The organism is Cellulomonas septica, assembly GCF_012396155.1.
GTDB lineage: Bacteria > Actinomycetota > Actinomycetes > Actinomycetales > Cellulomonadaceae > Cellulomonas > Cellulomonas septica.
Genome location: NZ_JAAXOY010000360.1, coordinates 1 through 3,587, shown reverse-complemented (window position 1 = coordinate 3,587; position 3,587 = coordinate 1). Strand labels below are relative to the sequence as shown.

3 protein-coding genes and 1 pseudogene are annotated in these 3,587 nt (G+C 75.9%); 2 read left to right on the top strand and 2 right to left on the bottom strand.

The genetic code is table 11. The features are described 5' to 3' along the window. Positions 1-182: 182 nt before the first annotated feature. Complete coding sequence (locus tag HGA02_RS13205) at positions 183-851, top strand: TetR/AcrR family transcriptional regulator (RefSeq protein ID WP_168679395.1); 669 nt, start codon at positions 183-185, stop codon at positions 849-851. A 73-nt stretch (positions 852-924) separates the two neighbouring features. Beyond that, a complete protein-coding gene (locus HGA02_RS13200; protein WP_168679396.1) occupies positions 925-1,149 on the top strand; it encodes a DUF3107 domain-containing protein in 225 nt (74 codons plus the stop codon). Positions 1,150-1,342: 193 nt separating this feature from the next. Here the strand turns inward: HGA02_RS13200 and HGA02_RS13195 are convergent. Together HGA02_RS13195 and HGA02_RS13190 are read right to left on the bottom strand one after the other, a co-directional pair. Further along, positions 1,343-2,803: pseudogene (locus HGA02_RS13195) on the bottom strand (fumarylacetoacetate hydrolase family protein); the annotation flags it as partial. A gap of 71 nt (positions 2,804-2,874) precedes the next feature. Then, a partial coding sequence (locus tag HGA02_RS13190) for a thiamine pyrophosphate-dependent enzyme (protein ID WP_246247770.1) occupies positions 2,875-3,587 on the bottom strand: 713 nt, incomplete at its 5' end.

Below are 3,587 nucleotides of genomic sequence, written 5' to 3'. Positions count from 1 at the left end.
CCCCAGCAGGAGGCCGCCGAGCGCGACGGCCGACGCCACCGCCACGCTCCGGCCCCCGGCGAGGGGTCGACCCCACCGGCGTCCGGGCGCACGACGGGCGCGCTCGTCCGGACGGGGCATCTCGGGCGGGGTCACGCGGACATCGTCGCATCCCGGACACGTGCCGTCGCTACCATGCCGGGATGACAGACGGGACCGACGGCTCGCCCCCACGGCCGCGCAGCCCGCGGATGGCCCGCGACGAGCGCCGTGCCCAGGTGCTGCGCATCGCGCAGGACCTCTTCTCGTCCGAGGGTTTCCACCACGTCTCCATGGACGACATCGCCGACCGCGCCGAGGTCAGCAAGCCCGTGCTCTACCGGCACTTCCCCTCGAAGCTCGACCTCTACCTCGCCGTCGTCGACCAGTGCGGTTCCGACCTGCTCGCGGCCGTCGAGGAAGCCGTCGCCCCCCTCGAGGCCGGGCCCGTCCAGCGCGGCGCGGGGCGCGACGTCATCGCCGCGATCGTCCGGGCCTACATCGACTTCGTCGACGTCGCCGGGGAGTCCTCGACGCTGCTCTTCGAGTCCGACGTCACGCACGACGCCGACGTGCGCGCCCGCGTCGAGCACGCGTCGTCCGAGGCCGCCCGCCGGATCGCCCGTGTGCTCTCCCAGGTGACGGGTCTGGCCGACGACGCCTCCGCGACGCTGGCCGTCTCGCTGATCGCGATGGCGCAGGGTGCGGCGACGCACCGGCTCCGCACGACACCCGTCGCCGACGCCGGCCTGACCGCCGAGCTCGTCACGCAGCTCGCCTGGGGCGGCGTCGCGGGCCTGGTCCGCCCCGACTTCGTGTACGAGGACGCCTAGGATCGTCCAGGCGGGCCCCGTGGGCCCGGACGCTCGCGAGCGGACGACGTTGGAGGACGAGGAAGACATGGCCGTGGAGATCACGATCGGCGTGCAGAACCTGCCGCGGGAGATCGTCCTGGAGACCGACCAGACCGCCGACGAGGTCGCGGCGGCCGTCGCCGCCGCGCTGGACGGCAAGACGGTGCTGGAGCTGCACGACACGCGCGGTCGTCGGGTGATCGTCCCGACGTCCACGCTGGGCTACGTGGAGATCGGGTCCGAGACGAAGGCCCGCGTGGGCTTCGGCAGCATCTGACGACGCACGGACGAGGCCCCCGGCGACCGGTCGGTCGCGGGGGCCTCGTCATGTCCGCGGACTGCCGGGCGTGCGCGGCTCGCGGCGGCGGCGCGCCGGGTTGCTCAGGCGGTGAGGCCGAGCCGCGACATCCGGCGGGTGTGCTGCGCGGTGAGCTCGCCGAAGAGCTTGGTCGGCGGGTTGGCGGGGGCCGTGCGCCCGTCGGGAACAGCCCGTCGACGGGGTGCCCGGCCGCGACCTGCGCGGCGACCCACGCGTCCTCCTCCTCCTGCGCGAGCGCGGCGTCGACCACCTCCGCGACGAGCGCCGGCGGGATGACGACGACGCCGTCGGCGTCGCCCACGAGCACGTCGCCCGGCTCGACCGTCGTCCCGCCGCACGCGACCGCGACGTCGACGTCCCACGGCACGTGCAGGCGCCCGAGCACCGCGGGATGGGCACCGGCCGCGTACACCGGGATGCCGACGGCCGCGACCGCGTCCCTGTCCCGCACCGCGCCGTCCGTGACGATCCCGGCCGCACCCCGCACGTGCGCGCGCAGCGCGAGGACGTCACCGAGCGTGCCCGCGTCCGACTGACCGCGGGCCTCGATGACGAGCACCTCACCCGGACCCACCGCGTCGAACGCGCGCTTCTGCGCGTTCTGCCCGCCGCCGTACCGGGCGAACAGGTCTTCGCGGCCGGGCAGGAGCCGCAGCGTGCGCGCCGTGCCCACGAGCCGCGTCCCCGGGTCCAGCGGGCGCACCCCGTCGACGGTCACCCGGTTCAGCCCGCGCTTGCGGAGCTGCCCGCTCAACGCCGCGACCGGCACGCGCGTGAGCTTCTCGCGCAGCTCGGGCGTCAGCCCACCGGTCTCCGGCTGCGGGTCGAGCCCGGCGGCCGCGCGCGACCCCCACGCCTCGACGCGCTGGTGGTCGTCGACCGCGGGCAGCGTCCCGACGCCTGAGTCGAACGCGTGCGTCCCCTCCACCACGGTCGTCACGAGCCGACCCGTCGTGGGGGAGCCCGGTGCGTCGGGCGCGTCCACCTCGACCTCGACCACGTCCCCCGGCCGCAGCACCGACGACCCCGCGGGCGTCCCCGTGAGCACCACGTCGCCCGGCTCGAGCGTGAGGTGCTGCGACAGGTCCGCGACCAGCCGCGCGAGCGGGAACAGCAGCCGCGCGGTCGTGTCGTCCTGCCGGAGCTCACCGTTGACCCACGTGCGCACCCGCAACGCCGCGGGGTCCAACGACGCGGCGTCGAGCAGCCGCGGACCCAGCGGCGTGAACCCGTCCCCACCCTTCGACCGCAGGTTCGACCCGCGGTCCGCCGCGCGCAGGTCGTACAGCCCGAGGTCGTTCGCGGCCGTCACCCACCCCACGTGCCGCCACGCGTCGTCGACGCCCACCCACCGGGCGGCCGTCCCGATGACCAGCGCCACCTCACCCTCGAACGCCATCAGCTCCGTCCCCGCCGGCCGCTCCACCGTGCCCCCCGACCCGGCCACCGAGCTCGACGGCTTGAGGAAGTACGACGGCTGCGCCGGCCGCCGCCCCCGCTGGTCCGCACGCGACCCGTAGCTCAGGTGCACCGCGACGACCTTCCCCGGACGCCCCGGGAGCGCGGCGAACCTCGGGTCCACCCCGTCGCGGCTCGTGGCCTGCTCGGACATCCGCACCTCGCGTCGTCGTCTGACGGAACCGGTCGGTCCGCGGGCACCGGGCGCTCGCGGACGCGTGCTGCTCAGCTGTTCGCCCGCACGATCTCCTCCTGGTACGGCGCGACGACGCCCGGCGACACGACGAGGTCGAGCAGCAGGAAGGGGCGCTCGGCGGCGGGGCGCGCGGCCCAGTCGGCGAGGTCGTCCAGGTCGTCGAGCGTCCGGACGGTCACGCCGTGCGCCCCGACGGCGGTCGCGAGGCCCGCGAAGTCGACGGCGGGGATGAGCATGGGCTCGCGCACCAGGCCCTTGCGCCCGTAGACGTGCACCTCGGCGCCGTACGCGGCGTCGTTCCACACGACGGCCATCCCGCGCCCGCCCGCGACGCGCACCGCGGACTCCAGGTCGGCCAGGGCCATGAGCCCGCCGCCGTCCCCGGACGTGAGCACGACCGTCACCTCGGGCCGCGCGAGCGCCGCGCCGACCACGCTGGGGAAGCCCAGCCCGATCGACTGGAACGCCGTGCCGACCATGATCATCCGGTCGGGCGACGCGACCGGCCAGTACATGTTGGCCCACGCGATGAAGTGCCCGCCGTCGGACACGACGACCCGGTCGGCGGGGAGGAGCCCGGCGATGCGCGCGGCCGCCGAGCGCGGGTCGAGCCGCCCGTCGGGCGCGAGACCGGTACCCGCCTCGTGCACGCGCGCGGCGGCGACGTCGACCGACTCGCGCCACCCGCTCGGCGTCACGCCCAGCAGCGTCCCAAGCGCGTCCAGGACGGCGGCCGCGACCG

What these genes read in the sequence shown, in the direction of transcription:
- HGA02_RS13205 (WP_168679395.1), top strand. Translation starts at nt 183, where the DNA reads ATGACAGACGGGACCGACGGCTCGCCCCCACGGCCGCGCAGCCCGCGG.